This is a genomic window from Paenibacillus sp. lzh-N1 (assembly GCF_002872435.1).
GTDB classification, from domain to species: Bacteria; Bacillota; Bacilli; order Paenibacillales; family Paenibacillaceae; genus Paenibacillus; species Paenibacillus polymyxa_C.
The window spans coordinates 1,358,672-1,374,473 of the sequence record NZ_CP025696.1 but is presented as its reverse complement, the minus strand read 5'-3'; the positions used below and the strand labels follow the sequence as shown (position 1 = coordinate 1,374,473).

Annotated in this window: 15 protein-coding genes; 10 read left to right on the top strand and 5 right to left on the bottom strand. The window is 45.1% G+C overall.

Translation table 11 applies throughout. The features are described from left to right. Window positions 1–30 precede the first annotated feature (30 nt). On the bottom strand, window positions 31–396 hold the full coding sequence (locus C0638_RS06270; RefSeq protein WP_013368959.1) for a winged helix-turn-helix transcriptional regulator: 366 nt from the start codon (window positions 394–396) through the stop codon (window positions 31–33). Window positions 397–536: 140 nt separating this feature from the next. Here C0638_RS06270 and C0638_RS06265 point away from each other — a divergent pair, with 140 nt between their 5' ends. The 5 genes from C0638_RS06265 (at window position 537) to C0638_RS06245 (ending at window position 6,937) form a co-directional block, all read left to right on the top strand. Continuing rightward, a complete protein-coding gene (locus tag C0638_RS06265) occupies window positions 537–1,733 on the top strand; it encodes an MFS transporter (RefSeq protein ID WP_058712124.1) in 1,197 nt (398 codons plus the stop codon). A 31-nt stretch (window positions 1,734–1,764) separates the two neighbouring features. Then, window positions 1,765–2,607 (top strand): aldo/keto reductase, encoded by an 843-nt coding sequence (locus tag C0638_RS06260; protein WP_025674348.1) that lies wholly within the window; start codon window positions 1,765–1,767, stop codon window positions 2,605–2,607. 165 nt (window positions 2,608–2,772) lie between these two features. Next, complete coding sequence (locus C0638_RS06255; protein WP_025674350.1) at window positions 2,773–3,795, top strand: LacI family DNA-binding transcriptional regulator; 1,023 nt, start codon at window positions 2,773–2,775, stop codon at window positions 3,793–3,795. Window positions 3,796–3,975: 180 nt separating this feature from the next. After that, window positions 3,976–5,451: a glycoside hydrolase family 32 protein gene (locus C0638_RS06250; protein ID WP_058712125.1), complete on the top strand. Its 1,476-nt coding sequence runs from the start codon at window positions 3,976–3,978 to the stop codon at window positions 5,449–5,451. Between the two features lie 67 nt (window positions 5,452–5,518). Beyond that, window positions 5,519–6,937 (top strand): sucrose-specific PTS transporter subunit IIBC, encoded by a 1,419-nt coding sequence (locus C0638_RS06245; RefSeq protein ID WP_082689680.1) that lies wholly within the window; start codon window positions 5,519–5,521, stop codon window positions 6,935–6,937. 128 nt (window positions 6,938–7,065) lie between these two features. Here C0638_RS06245 and C0638_RS06240 read toward each other — a convergent pair whose 3' ends face one another. Continuing rightward, window positions 7,066–7,854, bottom strand: a complete 789-nt coding sequence (locus C0638_RS06240; RefSeq protein ID WP_058712127.1) for a helix-turn-helix domain-containing protein — start codon at window positions 7,852–7,854, stop codon at window positions 7,066–7,068. A 178-nt stretch (window positions 7,855–8,032) separates the two neighbouring features. Here C0638_RS06240 and pyk point away from each other — a divergent pair, with 178 nt between their 5' ends. Beyond that, window positions 8,033–9,448: a pyruvate kinase gene (gene pyk / locus C0638_RS06235; RefSeq protein WP_013368967.1), complete on the top strand. Its 1,416-nt coding sequence runs from the start codon at window positions 8,033–8,035 to the stop codon at window positions 9,446–9,448. A 75-nt stretch (window positions 9,449–9,523) separates the two neighbouring features. On the opposite strand, the gene C0638_RS06230 is transcribed toward pyk, so the two are convergent. Together C0638_RS06230 and C0638_RS06225 are read right to left on the bottom strand one after the other, a co-directional pair. Next, window positions 9,524–9,922, bottom strand: coding sequence for a hypothetical protein (locus C0638_RS06230; RefSeq protein WP_058712128.1), 399 nt, complete (start codon window positions 9,920–9,922; stop codon window positions 9,524–9,526). Window positions 9,923–10,213: 291 nt separating this feature from the next. Continuing rightward, entirely contained in the window at window positions 10,214–10,555 is a 342-nt protein-coding gene (locus C0638_RS06225) for a DUF805 domain-containing protein (RefSeq protein ID WP_013368969.1), read from the bottom strand. 429 nt (window positions 10,556–10,984) lie between these two features. Between C0638_RS06225 and C0638_RS06220 the strand changes: the two genes are divergently transcribed. The 3 genes from C0638_RS06220 to C0638_RS06210 all read left to right on the top strand — a co-directional run bounded on the left by C0638_RS06220 (window position 10,985) and on the right by C0638_RS06210 (window position 14,352). Further along, complete coding sequence (locus tag C0638_RS06220; RefSeq protein ID WP_058712589.1) at window positions 10,985–13,420, top strand: arabinan endo-1,5-alpha-L-arabinosidase AbnB; 2,436 nt, start codon at window positions 10,985–10,987, stop codon at window positions 13,418–13,420. A 384-nt stretch (window positions 13,421–13,804) separates the two neighbouring features. Next, window positions 13,805–14,005 (top strand): cold-shock protein, encoded by a 201-nt coding sequence (locus C0638_RS06215; protein WP_007428290.1) that lies wholly within the window; start codon window positions 13,805–13,807, stop codon window positions 14,003–14,005. A gap of 131 nt (window positions 14,006–14,136) precedes the next feature. After that, window positions 14,137–14,352 carry a cold-shock protein gene (locus C0638_RS06210; RefSeq protein ID WP_013308357.1) on the top strand — a complete coding sequence of 72 codons (216 nt, stop codon included), beginning with the start codon at window positions 14,137–14,139 and terminating at the stop codon, window positions 14,350–14,352. Between the two features lie 82 nt (window positions 14,353–14,434). Here C0638_RS06210 and C0638_RS06205 read toward each other — a convergent pair whose 3' ends face one another. Beyond that, window positions 14,435–15,259: an alpha/beta fold hydrolase gene (locus C0638_RS06205; protein ID WP_058711935.1), complete on the bottom strand. Its 825-nt coding sequence runs from the start codon at window positions 15,257–15,259 to the stop codon at window positions 14,435–14,437. Between the two features lie 187 nt (window positions 15,260–15,446). Between C0638_RS06205 and C0638_RS06200 the strand changes: the two genes are divergently transcribed. After that, window positions 15,447–15,779 carry a hypothetical protein gene (locus C0638_RS06200; protein ID WP_025674377.1) on the top strand — a complete coding sequence of 111 codons (333 nt, stop codon included), beginning with the start codon at window positions 15,447–15,449 and terminating at the stop codon, window positions 15,777–15,779. Window positions 15,780–15,802: the final 23 nt, after the last annotated feature.

Sequence of the window (15,802 nt, the reverse complement as noted above, 5' to 3'; positions counted from 1 at the left end):
GCTGATCTATTGCAGACGCTTTTTTTTACTTTACAGCTTATTCAGAATATTATCCTCCAAAACCGCGGATTTATCCCCGTATTCTTTAATAATATGTCTTTCTCCCCAGGCACAAAGTGAATCCAAAATGCTTTTCAAACTACATCCATATTCACTAAGCTCGTACTCCACTTTGGGTGGAACCTGATTATAGCTAATTCGATTGACAATGCCGTCTTCCTCTAATTCACGAAGCTGTTGAGTCAGCATTTTTTGTGTTATAGAAGGCATCATTCGCTTTAATTCACTTGTCCGCATTTTTCCATGGGTCAAATGACACAAAATCACACACTTCCATTTTCCCCCGATTACCTCTAATGTCGCCTCAACAGAGATATTGTATTTTTTCTTTCCCAATGCCGATCCCTCCGTGTATGTCACCAGTAGGGTACTTTTTGGTACCTATATCACTAAAAAGTACGTACTGTTCATAATTGATTGAATAACTCATAATAACATCTGCTGGTCGAAGATTACTATAGATAGGAGTGAAAAACATGTCGCCAGAATCCAAGCGAAGTATCTGGCCATTACTGGCTTTAGCCGTAAGCGCCTTTGCCATTGGGACAACTGAGTTCATCAGTGTAGGACTGCTTCCCCTGATCGCTGAAGACTTGCACATATCCGTAACGATGTCCGCACTAACCGTAACGCTGTATGCATTAGGGGTTACCATTGGGGCACCTGTGTTGACCTCATTAACATCGAGTGTTCCTCGTAAAACGCTGCTGCTGTGGATCATGATTGTATTTATAGCAGGCAACAGCCTTGCTGCGGTTTCTAGCGGAATCACCCTGCTGCTGATTGCACGTGTAATCTCGGCGTTCTCCCATGGGGTGTTCATGTCCATCGGGTCCACCATCGCGGCCGACCTTGTTCCCGATGATCGGCGGGCGAGTGCTATTTCTATTATGTTCTCTGGCTTGACCGTTGCCACCGTCACAGGGGTACCGTTGGGCACCTACGTTGGGCAGCAATGGGGTTGGCGGGCTGCATTTATGGCCATTGTGGTCGTCGGTGTTGTGGCCCTCATTGCCAATCTGATTCTGCTGCCCTCTACGCTTCGAAAAGGAAATAAGACTCCTTTCAGCGAGCAGGTCAAACTGGTTACGAATGGTCGCTTGCTACTTGCATTTATCATTACTGCCTTGGGATATGGTGGCACATTCGTCGTGTTTACTTATTTATCTCCATTACTTCATGACATAACCGGTTTTGGACAAAATACGGTAACGTTCATTCTCTTATTGTATGGAATCGCCATTGCTATCGGGAATGTTATTGGTGGAAAAGCTGCGAATCGCAGACCGCTTTCAGCTTTATTTTACATGTTTCTCATTCAAGCTGTAATTCTGTTTCTGTTGTGGTTTACCGTGCCATTTCAAACGGCAGGTCTGATAACGATTTTCTTTATGGGATTGCTTGCGTTTATGAATGTGCCTGGTCTACAGGTATATGTAGTCATGTTAGCCGAACGTTTTGCACCCAAAGCTGTCGATGTCGCCTCTGCTGTTAATATTGCGGCCTTCAACGCAGGGATCGCAATTGGAGCATATGTGGGAGGAATGGTGACGGATTCACTGGGTCTCATGCATACGACTTGGGTCGGTGGGGTAATGGTTTTTGTTGCGGTTCTACTGACAGCCTGGAGTCGTATGCTCGAAAAAAGGGATACAACCGCCTTGGTAGGCTAAAACTTTTAAAAAATAGAGAGGAAGATATACAATGACACAAAACCTACAAAGCACAACAACATTGCACAACGGAGTTCGTATGCCTTGGTTTGGCATCGGAGTATTTAAAGTGGAGGAAGGTTCAGAGCTGGTTAATGCTGTAAAGGCTGCTGTAAAGCATGGCTACCGCAGTATAGATACAGCGGCAATCTATGCGAATGAAAACAGTGTAGGACAGGCTATTCAGGAAGCCCTCTCGGAGAATAATCTATCCAGAGAAGATCTGTTCGTCACGTCCAAAGTGTGGAATGCAGATTTAGGCTATGAAGAGACACGAGCCGCTTATGAAGCAAGCCTAGACAAGTTGGGACTGGACTATCTGGATCTATATCTGATTCATTGGCCGGTTCAAGGGAAGTACAAAGAAGCATGGAGAGCTTTGGAGTCCTTGTATAAAGAAGGACGGATTAAGGCAATTGGAGTCAGCAACTTCCAAATTCATCATTTGGAAGATCTCATGAAGGATGCAGAAATCAAGCCAATGGTCAATCAGGTGGAATTCCACCCGCAATTAACTCAAGCCGAGCTGCTGCAATTCTGTCAAAAGAACAACATCCAAATGGAAGCCTGGTCCCCGCTCATGCAAGGCCAATTGCTCGATCATCCGGTACTGCAAGACATAGCAAACAAGTACGGTAAATCGGTGGCTCAAGTGATTTTACGCTGGGATGTACAGCAAGGAGTCGTCACTATTCCCAAGTCCACCAAGGCACATCGAATCGTCGAAAATGCCGATATTTTTGACTTTGAATTGACGCGTGAGGATATGGATCAAATTCAGGCGTTAAATGCCAATCTTCGGGTAGGTCCAGATCCGGATAACTTCGATTTTTAAATTCAGTTCATCATGAAACGCCGTTTCCTTCTTCATGGAAGGGACGGCTTTTTTGTATGATGAGTTTGGAGCTACAGCAATCCAATCCCGCCATATGGTATTATAGATTTATGTAAAATGAGAAGTTTTGAACACTTATGAAAATGAAAATCTCCGGGGGACCTCATGAATAAGACGATTGCAGATATAGCCCAAATGGCTGGTGTATCCAAGAGCACGGTATCCCGTTTTTTGAACGGTGGGTCTGTCAGCCTGGATACGAGACGTAAAATTGAAAAGGTGGTCAAAGCCACGGGGTATGTGCCCAATACCTTTGCCCAGAGTCTAAAGGCAAAACGAACCAACATTATCGGAACCGTCGTGCCACGGCTGGATTCTTTTGCCACATCTCATACGTTAATGGGGATTGACGAGGAGCTCCGTTCCCAGCATTACCAGATGTTGATCTCTAATACGAGTCAGGATGTAAAACGTGAAATCGAAGCGATCTATGAGTTCGCACGGCAAAAAATTTCAGGTATCATTCTGCTGGCTGCTCAAATTACAGACGACCATCTGACCGCGATTCGAGACATCAGTATTCCGGTATTGCTGGTGGGCCAACAACATGAGCAGATCCATAGCCTTATCCATGATGATTATCGTGCCGGATATGATATCGGTGCATATGTCCTGTCACAAGGCCACCGTGAAATTGCCTATGTCGGTGTGACTGAAAGGGATGTTGCTGTCGGTGTGCAACGCAAAGAGGGCTTTAGGCAGGCTGTTCGCGATGCATTACCTGCTGCGTGTTATACGGACGAGGCGATGCGAGCCGCAGGATATGATATCAGATACTATGAAACCGGGTTTAAAATGTCCGATGCACGGATTGCTGCATCCGCCATTTTGGACCAATTCAAACCATCGTTAATGGTGTGTGCTACAGATAATATCGCGCTTGGGGTAATCAACGCGGCTTATTCCAGAGGAATTACCATTCCGTCGGATTTGTCGGTAACTGGCTTTGGGGGATACGATATTACGGAGGTCATTCACCCTGCGTTAACAACTGTTCAATATCCGTATATGGAGGCTGGACGTGTAGCAGCACAAAATATTGTACGGCTGGTAGAACATAAAACGGTAGAGCAAGTGACAGTCATGGATTATTCCCTTATTGAAAGAGAAAGCGTTGACAAACGCTAAACAAGTGGATTATAATTTCTTCGAAACCGGTTCCATTTTACTCTTGCACAATTGGAATCGGTTGCAAATCCATGGATGAGTGTTTTTTTAATCGTATAGGAACCGGTTCCATTATAATATTTTTTCGTTAATTTGGAACCGGTTCCCTAAATCTAAGCTTTTAAAAAATGAGGTACACCTATGAAAATGACAAAAGAACAAAAGTATCGATTGATCGAGCAGGCAGAGCCCGGTGAAATAGCGAGCTTGCAGAAAAAGGTGGAGCAATGTCAGTGGCGACAGTCGTTTCATATCCAGCCACCGACAGGTTTACTCAATGATCCGAACGGATTTTCATATTATCAAGGTGAATACCATTTATTTTATCAGTGGTTCCCGCTCGGAACCGATCATGGGATGAAATATTGGTATCATTTGAAATCCAAAGATTTGGTCACATGGCATAGTGCAGGCATTGGCATCACACCTGGGGACGATTTCGACTCGCATGGGGCTTATTCCGGCAGCGCGCTGGAGCATGAGGACAAGTTATACATGATGTATACAGGAAATACAAGAGACGAAAACTGGATTAGACATCCTTATCAATGCATGGCTGTAATGGATGAGAGCGGTCGCATTACCAAGTGGGAGCATCCTGTTATTGACCATGTACCAGAAGGCTATACAGATCATTTTCGTGATCCCAAGCTGTGGAAGGACGGCGATAGTTTCTACTGTGTGATTGGTGCCCAGAGAACGAATTCAACAGGCTGCGTTGTCCTTTACCGTTCAACCGATCTTCATACTTGGCAGTTCGAGGGGGAACTGAACACCGGGCTGGAATCGTTTGGATACATGTGGGAATGTCCGGATTATTTTGAACTGAACGGAGCAGGAGTCTTGGTCTTTTCTCCACAGGGCTTGGAGCCTTCAGGGGACGAAAACCACAACATTTATCAATCGGGCTACGTCATCGGCAAACTGCTGAATACAGAGACAAGAACACTGGAGCATGGCGCATTCCACGAGCTCGATAGAGGCTTTGATTTCTATGCACCACAGACGATGATTGACCCGCAGGGGCGGCGTATTATGGTGGCCTGGATGGGGCTGCCGGATATCGAATACCCGACAGATCCGAACGGATGGGCCCATTGTCTGACGTTACCGAGAGAACTTACGCTTCATGAGGGAAAACTCTTGCAGCGGCCAATCCCAGAACTAACCACATTGCGTAGAAATAGTGAGGATCGGGTAGCTGATACGTTGTCTTCAGAGAGCAAAACCTATGAAGGATTTAAAGGTACAGCGTATGAGCTGATCTGTGAAGTAGATCTTTTGGATGCGAAGGCATTTGGTATCGAATTCCGTGCGAGTGAGACGGAGAAAACGGTGATAAAATATAACGCCGTCAGCCGCAAACTTGTATTGGACCGTTCGCAATCGGGTGAGCCTGTAGCCGCTGAGTATGGTGAAGTGCGGCAGTGTGCATGGGATAAGGATCATATCAAACTTCATCTGTTTGTGGATACATCTTCGGTTGAGATTTTCATCAATGATGGGGAAGAAGTGTTCACCAGTCGTATTTTTCCGCACCCAGAGAGTGACGAAATACGCTTTTTTGCCGACAAGGGAGAGGCTCTCTTCCAAGCGGTAAAATGGAATTTTACATGAGTAGGCTAATTCATCAAGTGGATCGTTAATCATCAAACATAACGGAATGAACGAGGGGATGAACATCATGGCGGAAAACAGAGAGATAGCTAAAGAAGTGATCGAGGCGATCGGTGGAAAGGAAAATATCGCTTCGTTTGCTCACTGTGCAACGCGCTTACGAATTATGGTGCATGATAAGGAGAAGATTGATCAGAAAAAAGTTGAAGAGATCGACAAGGTTAAGGGTGCTTTCTTCAATTCAGGTCAATATCAGATTATTTTTGGTACAGGAACGGTAAATCGGATTTTTGAAGAGGTTGAGAAGCTTGGCGTGACGGGTTCATCTAAAGAAGAGGTGAAGAGTCAGGCGAAAAAGGAGGGCAACGTCTTCCAGCGGTCCATTCGTACCTTTGGCGATGTGTTTGTACCGATTATTCCAGTGCTGGTCGCTACGGGGTTGTTCATGGGACTGCGCGGTTTGCTTACTCAGCCGCAAATTCTCGCTCTGCTCGGTATGACGCCGCAGGATATTTCACCTAACTTTTTATTATATACACAGGTATTAACGGATACGGCTTTTGCCTTTCTGCCTGCGTTAGTCGCATGGTCAGCCTTTAGAGTATTCGGCGGTAGTCCGGTGCTGGGTATCGTTCTCGGTCTGATGCTGGTAAACCCGGCTTTGCCTAACGCGTATAGTGTTGCGGACGGCTCAGCTCATCCGTTGACGATGTTCGGATTCATTCCAGTGGTGGGCTATCAGGGCTCAGTATTGCCAGCCTTCTTCGTGGGTTTGATCGGAGCCAAACTGGAGCGGGCGCTGCGTAAACGGGTGCCTGAAGCGCTGGATCTGATCCTTACACCATTTTTAACACTGTTGATTATGATCACTTTGGGACTGTTTGCTATCGGTCCAGTGTTCCATTCACTTGAAGAATGGGTGCTGCACGGAACAATATTTGTACTTGATTTGCCTTTCGGTATTGCAGGGATCGTCATCGGCTTTTTGCATCAGATTATCGTCGTTACAGGTGTGCATCATATATTTAATTTTCTGGAGATCCAACTGCTTGAAAAGAACGGCGTAAATGCCTTCAATGCTATTATTACCTGCGCAATGGCTGCACAGGGAGCTGCCTGCCTGGCGGTTGGTCTGAAAACGAAGGACAGCAAGCTGAAAGCGTTGGCGCTTCCTTCTTCGTTCTCTGCTTTCCTGGGGATTACAGAGCCGGCTATCTTCGGAGTCAATCTGAGATATATGAAGCCTTTTGTCATGGGTCTCATCGGCGGAGCGGTTGGTGGTTTTATTGCTTCAGTCTTCCATTTGGCGGCTACAGGGATGGCGGTTACAGTTATTCCGGGTACGTTGCTCTACATGAACCATCAGCTTCCGCTTTACATTTTGGCAAACTTGGTTGCTATGGCTGTATCTTTTGTCCTGACTTGGATGTTTGGCTTTAGCGATAAAATGCTGGATAAAGTCAAAACAGCGGGTTCCTCCAAATAATATCATCCAGTCAGCCCAAATACACGCAGATTCATGCGCGTAAGTATAATGATAATGGTCGCTTTTACATGAATTCCATGTAGGGCGACCATTTTTTTATCTATGATATTCCGCTTCAGGCTATCAGATTAGACGATGGAGGAACGTTCATCCAGAAATTCGGACGGCGAGCAGCCTGTTAAGCGTTTGAAGATCCGATGAAAATAGGAAACATCGCTATAGCCCACATACTCCGAAATTTCACGAATCGTTAGCCGCGACTCGGTTAGCATGTAGATGGCGGTTTTAATACGTTGCGTATGTACATGCTCGCTAATCGTTTGGCGTGTGACCTCACGCAGCAGTGTCGCCGCATAGTTGGGGGTTTTGCGGATGGCGTCGCCAAGCTCTTCTTTGGTTACCTTTTCCCTGTAGTGATTCTGTATATACTGTTTCATATGTTCCACATGCCGCTCTTTATCGCAAGAAATGGCGCCTTTGTCCCATTCCTGGTTCATATAAATCATGGCCTCGGTCAGCAGACAGTCAGCCATCAGAGTATAGTAGCTTGGGTGTTCTGTCCATTGATAATACATCGATTTGATCCGTTCATGCAGCATATCGTAGCATCCTGGTTTGATCAATAACGGCTGGTCTGTATTCAGTATGGGAAGTGCGCTGTTCGTACATGTTTTGCGGCAATGTATCACATACTTGGTATGGAAAAGCGTAGGAATACTCTTTCCATAGTAGTTCAGATGAGCGGGTAAAAGCAGTGCTTCACCCTTGCCAAGAATGAACTTGCAATCGTTCACCCAATATACACATTTGCCAAAGGTGACCAAGATGAACAGTAAGTCATCGTGGCTGCTATTTGTGCCAGCCTTTTCATACCAGTCCACACCGTTGTCCTGCCGTATATCCATCAATGTAATCACGAAACTCACTCCCCGATGTCTTCAACATTCACTATACTGTAGTACATTCATCATACTATAGTTCATAGTCTTGGTGCACGGGTACAGGTAGAATAGAAGCATATAAGTTTAATGTAGATAGAGAAGCAAAGTGGAATAGAAACCATACAGTAAAGACATTCAGGAGGATGACATTACTATGCTTAAAACGAAAATTATTTGTACTATGGGACCTGCCTGTGACTCCATTGATTTGTTAAAAGAAATGATCCAGGCTGGTATGACGGTAGCTCGCTTAAACATGGCTCATGGGGAGCTGGAGGATCATGTTAAACGTATTGAAAATGTAAGACAGGCAGCGAAGGAAATGAATACCTGTATCCCTGTCATGATGGATATTAAAGGACCGGAAATACGGATTGGCAAGCTGAAAGAGGCATCTGTTCTACTGAAGCCAGGCAGCCAGCTCATTCTGACCACGGAAGAGATTTTGGGGGACGAGCATCGTATTTCGGTGAATTACCCAGATATGCCGAAGGATATCAAAACAGGTGACCGCATTCTCATCGACGACGGTTTGGTTGATTTGACTGTAACCTCCATCGAAGGAACCGAGATGATTTGTAATATCGTAAGCGGCGGTATTTTGAAGCCGAGAAAAGGTGTGAATCTGCCAGGGATTCATACAACTCTTCCAGGCGTAACAGAGCGCGACGTGAAGCACATTCAATTTGGGGTGGAGCAGCGTATCGAGCTTATTGCGGCTTCTTTTGTGCGTAAAGGCGACGACATCCGTGAAATCCGTGAGATTTTGAAGGGACATCATGCCGAGCATGTACAGATTTATTCCAAAATTGAAAATGCCGAAGGCATGGAAAACCTGGATGATATCATCGAAGCTTCGGACGGTATTATGGTAGCTCGTGGCGACCTGGGCGTGGAAGTGCCGATTCAAGACGTGCCTGTGATGCAAAAAGAAATGATCGACAAGTGTAATCTGGTCGGTAAGCCCGTTATTGTCGCTACTCACATGTTGGAGTCCATGCAGGTGAACCCGCGTCCGACGAGAGCTGAAGTTAGTGACGTGTTCAATGCCGTTATGCAGGGAGCTGACGTAGTGATGCTGTCGGGCGAATCTGCTGCAGGTAAATACCCTGTTGAATCCGTACGGACCATGGCTGCGGTAGCTGCCAGTGCAGAATCCCAATTGGATTACCAGGAGCAGTTCGATAAGCGCAGAGCACGCCAAAGCACCAACATTACTGAAGTCATTAGTCAGGGTGCGGTGAGTTCGTCTCTGGAGCTGGATGCCAAAGCGATTATTACCTCGACTGCCAGTGGATTCACGGCTCGTATGGTGTCCAAATATCGTCCGAAGGCACCGATCATTGCGGTTACTCCGAATAACACAGTATTCGCTAAAATTTGCCTCTTGTCCGGTGTATTCCCGATTAAAGGGGATAAGGTAGCCACAACGGATGAAATGTTCGAATCTTCCATCCGTAACGCGCTGAATGCAGGCTATATCCAAAAAGGAGATACTGTAGTCCTGTCAGCAGGTGTTCCTGTAGCTGAGGCGGGCACTACCAATCTGATTCGGGTATATCAAGCGTAAGTTACATCAAATACAGAAAAGGCGCTGATCCTCTATGGGTTCAGCGCCTTTTTGATGTTCGGTCGTGTCCTAGGCTTATAGCCCGAACACACTTTTGGCAACGACTTGTGTCAGTTCTGCCTTATGGGCTTGGTATTGCTCTAGGGTAATGCTCTTATTGGCCAGTCGTTGATCCAACTGCTCCGTCAACTGAGCTACCTGTAGATCAACGATAGCCTGAGCATCCTGATTATTGGTTTGTGCAATATCAGCCAAGGTTTGACCATTATATAACGCATCATATAATTGCTCATCAGAGGATATACCCAGTGTTTTCAACAAGTCATCATCCTTGGAAGCTTCATTGTCCTGTACATGAAGGGCTCTCTCTGGAGCCAGTGCAGCAGCATTAGTCCGACTTCCCCAAGTGGATGACTGCCCAATAGATAACGCCAGCAACAGTGTGCAGATGACCAACATTCGTTTTCGATTCATAAGTGTAAATCTCCTTTTGTGTTTCATTAAATTTCTGACGGGGTGGAACGGTATATGGATATCCAACGGGAGTGATGTTTATGCCTTTAGCCCATCCGGCCTATGTAGTTACCAGATTCTTAAATACATCATACACGCCCAATCTTAGCGCCAGCTTAATACTCGTTTAAAATAAACTAAAAGAGAAGATTGTAAACAGGTAGCGCTAAAAAAATTCGCAGATGACAAAAAGAGGATATGAAAAAAACCTCCTTCACAAAAGTGAAAGAGGTTTTAGACAACTACATCAAATTACAATTTAGGGTTTTGCCCATACTTATTGTCGCCAGGCTGACTGTCTAGACATGTGAATACAAGCAGCACAATGCTCCCAAAAGGAACCAAAGCGATCAGAATCCACCACCCGGTTTTGCCCGTGTCGTGTAGTCTGCGGAAAAGAACTGCCAGAGACGGTAACAAAACAGCCAAGCCATAGATAAATGACAATACGAAAGGAAGTCCTAAGAGGAAATCCAACAAGTATAATACCAGGCCAGCTATCGCATTGAACAAAGTAAACATCCAGTATTCTGTACGTCTTGCTCTACCTTGGAATCCTACATAGTTTTGCAGCACTTTTAAATACCATTGCATAAATTTTCACCTCCTCATAAAATGTAAATATTTGTATTACAATTATCATAAAACAGTTATTTTTAAATATATCGGCAGGTAACATATAGGATTTTACTTGTCAAATTATAACTTTAAACTAGGAATTAAAGCAACACATTTATTAATGTTAATAATTAAATGAATTATTTATAAAAATATAAAATTACATATTGAATTTTCTATACCCATTGAATAATATAGAGATACGATTACCATCTGGTTTGAATCGTCCTTCTTAATAGAAGGAGGTTTTATTTTTCGAATTATTTGAAAGCGCTTTAATACAAAGGAGGAGATGATCAACATTTAATTTGAGAGTGAGGAAGTTAATACAAACATAATCCTGACCGTCTTATTCATTATTGTTTTATGTTATCAGGAATGTTCAAAACGAGAGGAGATTGATTTATGAAGCAATTATTTGTTCGTAAAGTAACGGCCGCTTCTCTGGCAGGTGCGCTGTTGTTGCCTGCTTCTCTGGTGGGCGCCGAGTCAACACTCAATTCAGATACAGCTGGGATTCAAAGTGTGGAGCAAACTTCCCTTCAAGCTCAAGGTCTGGAAAATGTTTTAAGCCAAAGTAAAAAGGCCGTCTCCTTCAAGGAGACTTCCGTACATGATCCATCCATCCTGAAAGTGAAAGACACATTTTACATTTTTGGCTCACATCTGGCGGCTGCCAAGTCCAAGGACCTTATGAATTGGGATACAATTGCGACAGGTGTGGCAAATGGTAATGCATTGATTCCCAACGTCAAAGAGGAATTAAAGGAAGCGCTGGATTGGGCGCAGACAGACACGCTGTGGGCAGCTGATGTCATTCAACTGGCGGATGGCAAGTTCTATATGTACTATAACGCTTGCAAAGGTGACTCCCCGCGTTCAGCTATGGGCCTAGCAGTTGCTGATAAAATTGAAGGACCTTATAAGAATAAAGGGATTTTTCTGAAATCCGGCATGTGGGGTCAACCGAGTGAAGATGGGACGATCTATGACGCAACCAAGCATCCCAATGCTGTAGACCCTGACACTTTCTATGATAAGAACGGCAAGCTGTGGATGGTATATGGCTCCTACTCCGGAGGCATTTTCATTTTGCAGATGGATGAAAAAACAGGGAAGCCTCTGCCAGGCCAAGGCTACGGGAAAAAGCTGACGGGCGGTAACCATGCTCGTATGGAGGGGCCTTACATACAATACAGTCCACAAACGGACTACTATTACTTGTTCCTATCCTATGGTGGATTGTCAGCGGATGGCGGATACAACCTGCGTGTGGCTCGGTCCCAAACACCGGATGGCCCTTTCTACGATGCTGAGGGCAACGACATGATCAAGGTTAAAGCGAATCCTAATAAACCTCTTTTTGATGACGCTTCCATTGAGCCATATGGTGTCAAGTTAATAGGTAATTACTTGATTCCAAGAGAAATTGGCGATCCGGGAACAGGGCTGGGTATGGGCTATGTGTCGCCTGGACACAACTCGGCTTATTATGATCCCAAGACGAAAAAGCATTTTGTCATTTTTCACTCCCGTTTTCCGGGGAGAGGCGAGCAGTTTGAAGTGCGTGTACATGAAATGTTCATGAACGCCGACGGTTGGCCTGTAGTTGCTCCTTATCGCTATACAGGAGATGAGGATTCACTGAAAAAGCTATCAGAGAAGGATGTCATCGGTCAATACTCGTATGTAAATCATGGGAAGGAAATTTCGGCCAATATTAAGCAAGCTGTTACCGTTAATCTGGATCGCGGTGGCAAACTGTCTGGCGGAGTGAACGGTACATGGAAGCTGGGGGCAGACAATCAGCTGGAAATTACAGCAGATGGTGCGAAATACAAAGGGGTATTCCTGCGGCACCGTGATCCAGACACGGGAGCCAAGACGCTTGCTTTTACCGCATTGTCCTCCAAGGGTGTTGCGGTATGGGGTTCGCTAAAGCCTGACCTGAAGGCCAGCAAGATTGTAGCTGCGGTGCAGAAGGATTTGAGTCTAGGCGATACGAGCAACGTTTTTTATGATCTCACGTTACCTACTCAAGCTGCACAAGATACTACTATTTCGTGGGAATCTTCCCGTCCCGAGATTATTTCTGTCACTGGTGAAGTGTACCGTCCAGAAGCCGGTTCTCAGCCTGCAGCAGTTACATTGACAGCGACTATTAAAAAGGACAAAGCTACTGCAAAGAAAAGCTTTACAGCCATTGTTCCTGAACAGGCTCAGGGTCCTCAACTCGCACGTTACTCGTGGAGTGAGGATCAAGGAACCTCGGTTGTCGACAGCACATACAACCAACTCGACGGTAAGACCTATGGCGGTGCCACATGGGACAAAGACGGGAAGCTTGGCGGTGCTCTTAGCCTGAACGGCAAAGATGGTTACGTGCAGCTGCCCAATACGGTAACCGATGCGAAGGACTTTACCTTTTCCGCTTGGGTGAACTGGAAGGGCGGAGCAGCTTGGCAACGGATTTTTGACTTCGGCAACGGCCAGGCTCGCCATATGTTCCTCACCCCTTCCCAAGGAAGCGGTGTACTCCAGTTTACAATCCATGAAGGTACGGATCAGAGCTTGCTTTCCAAATCATCATTACCTCTAAACCAGTGGACCCATGTGGCGGTTACACTGGAGGGGAATACAGGGAAGCTGTATGTAAATGGTGAAGAAGTAGCTGTAAATGACGGTATTACCTTTAACCCCAATGAGTTGCTGACGAACGAGGCGTATCTCGGTAAAAGCCGCTTTGTTGCCGATGCTTACTTTAACGGTAGCCTGGATGAGGTACAGTTATATAACAAAGCGCTGACAGCAGAGGAAATTAAAGCACTGGCGGATTTGTAATTAAAACGAGCAAATAAAGCAGGAGATGAACTTTTTCTCAAGAAGTTCATCTCCTGCGCAACGTTGTGTATATTTATTTCTTGATTACTGGTATAATAGGAGGTAATTGCGGATATAATGTTTTAAGTAGGCGTTGATGATTCACTCTTGTCTGATGAAGACAGGTTGAAGCAGCAATAGATGACATGAGCACTCTGCATAAATTAAATTCTCCAGTGCTTGCGTTTTCAATACACTTATGGTAATATGAGTATATTGAAATTGTGACCTGAGATTCACATATTGTAGAGGGTTATTGTTTTAGGTTGAAATAACCTTGTGCAATATGTGAATTTTTATTTGTAAAAAATAAAGGTCATATAAATATATTTTGGAGGTAATTCCATGCAAACAGGTACAGTTAAATGGTTTAACGCAGAAAAAGGTTTCGGTTTCATCGAAGTTGAAGGTGGAAGCGATGTATTCGTACACTTCTCCGCAATCCAAGGCGAAGGTTTCAAATCTTTGGACGAAGGCCAACGCGTAGAATTCAACGTAGTTGAAGGAAACCGTGGACCACAAGCTGAGAACGTTGTAAAACTGTAATTTTAAATTACAGCCTACTTCAGATGCCCCGAACATAGCGTTTGGGGCATTTGTTTTTATCTGTTCACAAGACCGTTTTTGAACTGATTACATCTTATCGCTTTATAAATCATGAAGAAAGAGGGATGTTTATGTACAATTCACGGAAAAAGCCAATGGATGAAATTCCTGAGGAAATAACAACAGTTTGGAATTGCGCCAGTGATACATGCAACGGCTGGATGCGGGATAACTTCGCTTTTTCTGTCGAGCCGACATGCCCCATTTGCGGTTCTGCCATGGTGAAGGGCGAGAAAAAGCTGGCTGTTTTGAATAATACGAGCTTTAATCATACCAAACAATCCTAAGCGGATACATGTTTGTAGTGAAAGATGCCCCATAGCCATAACGGCGCTGAGGCGTCTTTTTTGTTTTTCTGAGAACAGGGTTTCAATTAGGGTGTAAAGAGGATGGGGATAGTATGCTCAGTAAGGTGGAATTAAATTCAGGTAGTGCTTCATAAAATACACCGTGACCACTTCGTTCGAAAGGAATAAGCCTGGAACCGGCAATTCCTTTTTGAGTTTGGATCGCTAGGGGGAAGGGGCAGACCCGATCCAGCTTGCCGTGCAGAATCCACGTAGGCACGTGTATACATGGCAAATCGGGCCGTAAATCAGAGTCACGCAGTGAATACAAAGTACAAGCCATGCTATGAACCGAAGCCGCAAAGCCCTGATCACGTAACCAGTCACGTAAACTCTGGCTGACAGGATTGGCGAATAACATTTCGCCAAATGATGTTACCAGTTGCGGGCGATCTGTATAGGCTTGTTTGATGAGTTTATCTACCTCAGCGACAGGAGTACCGTAAGGAAAGTCGCTGGTTGGGGTGAATCGAGGCGTGGCAGCTCCGATCAAAATCAGCTGGTCAACACCCCATCCTCGGTGCCTACTCATGTAGCGCGTAACAATAGCTCCCCCCATGGAAAAGCCGATCAGTCGTATATGGCTTAATTGAAGGGCCTGTATAACAGCCAGGAGATCGTCTGCCAGTCGATCATAATGGTAGCCATGCCATGGTCGATCAGACTTCCCGAACCCCCTAAGATCCACTTGAATACAGCGGTATCCGTAAGCAGGCAACAGGGCAACCTGGTATTCGTACATTCGATGGTCCAGCGGCCAGCCGTGCACCATCAGAACAGGGATGCCTTCTCCTATATCTTCTACATACAGCTTAACGCCACGTTCCACTTCAATATAATATCCCATGATGCTCCCCCCCCTTTAAAAATCACGAAATTTTGTTCTCTCTCACATATATGTAGCCAGGGCTTAGCTCATTCGAAAAGGGGTGAGATCGTCGCTATGCAGGTATGAAATTAGTAAAATATGTATGTCATCCTGCATGGGGATAGGATATACTTATGGAATGAAACAGCATTGGGAGAGTGGAACAATGACACCATCAAAAACATTAAAATGGATTACGGGCGGATTGGAGCTATTTTTTGCTATTCCTGTTTTGGGCGGGCTGCTCGTCATAAATTCTGCGTATACTGTATTGTTCTTTATGTTGATTTTCCACATTGTTACGTTGGTGCTATCGGTGACTAATAAAGAGGCTTATTATGGATCTATTTTAGGGATCGTGACCTCAGTTGTTGGGTGGATTCCATTTGTGGGCTGGTTAATGCACTTGCTCTCAGGCATATTTTTGATGATTACCGCAGCCCAACAGCCGCGAGATCACTATCGTAATCGCAATCCCTACGATGATTATCGCTACTAGGGTCAATATCGCGCCGAAATGAT

What these genes read in the sequence shown, in the direction of transcription:
- C0638_RS06200 (WP_025674377.1), top strand. Translation starts at nt 15,447, where the DNA reads ATGACACCATCAAAAACATTAAAATGGATTACGGGCGGATTGGAGCTA.
- pyk (WP_013368967.1), top strand. Translation starts at nt 8,033, where the DNA reads ATGCTTAAAACGAAAATTATTTGTACTATGGGACCTGCCTGTGACTCC.
- C0638_RS06210 (WP_013308357.1), top strand. Translation starts at nt 14,137, where the DNA reads ATGTACAATTCACGGAAAAAGCCAATGGATGAAATTCCTGAGGAAATA.
- C0638_RS06205 (WP_058711935.1), bottom strand. Translation starts at nt 15,259, where the DNA reads ATGGGATATTATATTGAAGTGGAACGTGGCGTTAAGCTGTATGTAGAA.
- C0638_RS06265 (WP_058712124.1), top strand. Translation starts at nt 537, where the DNA reads ATGTCGCCAGAATCCAAGCGAAGTATCTGGCCATTACTGGCTTTAGCC.
- C0638_RS06255 (WP_025674350.1), top strand. Translation starts at nt 2,773, where the DNA reads ATGAATAAGACGATTGCAGATATAGCCCAAATGGCTGGTGTATCCAAG.
- C0638_RS06250 (WP_058712125.1), top strand. Translation starts at nt 3,976, where the DNA reads ATGAAAATGACAAAAGAACAAAAGTATCGATTGATCGAGCAGGCAGAG.
- C0638_RS06260 (WP_025674348.1), top strand. Translation starts at nt 1,765, where the DNA reads ATGACACAAAACCTACAAAGCACAACAACATTGCACAACGGAGTTCGT.
- C0638_RS06220 (WP_058712589.1), top strand. Translation starts at nt 10,985, where the DNA reads ATGAAGCAATTATTTGTTCGTAAAGTAACGGCCGCTTCTCTGGCAGGT.
- C0638_RS06215 (WP_007428290.1), top strand. Translation starts at nt 13,805, where the DNA reads ATGCAAACAGGTACAGTTAAATGGTTTAACGCAGAAAAAGGTTTCGGT.
- C0638_RS06245 (WP_082689680.1), top strand. Translation starts at nt 5,519, where the DNA reads ATGGCGGAAAACAGAGAGATAGCTAAAGAAGTGATCGAGGCGATCGGT.
- C0638_RS06225 (WP_013368969.1), bottom strand. Translation starts at nt 10,555, where the DNA reads ATGCAATGGTATTTAAAAGTGCTGCAAAACTATGTAGGATTCCAAGGT.
- C0638_RS06230 (WP_058712128.1), bottom strand. Translation starts at nt 9,922, where the DNA reads ATGAATCGAAAACGAATGTTGGTCATCTGCACACTGTTGCTGGCGTTA.